This is a genomic window from Pseudoalteromonas sp. S558 (genome assembly GCF_005886635.1).
GTDB classification, from domain to species: Bacteria; Pseudomonadota; Gammaproteobacteria; order Enterobacterales; family Alteromonadaceae; genus Pseudoalteromonas; species Pseudoalteromonas aliena.
Window position 1 is genome coordinate 1 of sequence record NZ_PNDU01000166.1, and the last position, 398, is coordinate 398.

Below are 398 nucleotides of genomic sequence, written 5' to 3' on the forward strand. Positions count from 1 at the left end.
AGCGCCATGCTCGTCTTGGTACTCCAACCAATACGTGCCTTTTTGTTTAGGCCCTACGTTGGGTGGCGGCTGGTAATGCTCAGTTAAGCGCACCATAAAGTCGTGTCGCCAACCATTGCCCATCACACTGCACACATCGGCATGGGATGAACGGTACAAACGTCGCCATATTAATTGTTTGCTGCCTGCTAGAGTAAAATCGATTAAAGGCAGTATTTCTTCACCCGATAGCATTGAAACTGGGTCTGAGCGGCATGCTTGCTCAGTAATAGGGGTTTCACTTGCGGTCGTATTACTGGCACTGCCTGAGTTAGATTTAGGCGCTTGCGCGGCGCTTTTTCCAGACGCGGGAGACGCGCCCTTTTTCGCTGATTTTTTACCCGCTGAGCCGCTGAGTG

1 protein-coding gene is annotated in these 398 nt (G+C 51.3%); it reads right to left on the reverse strand.

Annotated elements, in window-relative coordinates; translation table 11 throughout:
- Window positions 1-398, reverse strand: a 398-nt coding sequence (locus tag CWB66_RS12560) for a DUF6531 domain-containing protein (protein ID WP_252371749.1), incomplete at both ends; no start/stop codon positions are given.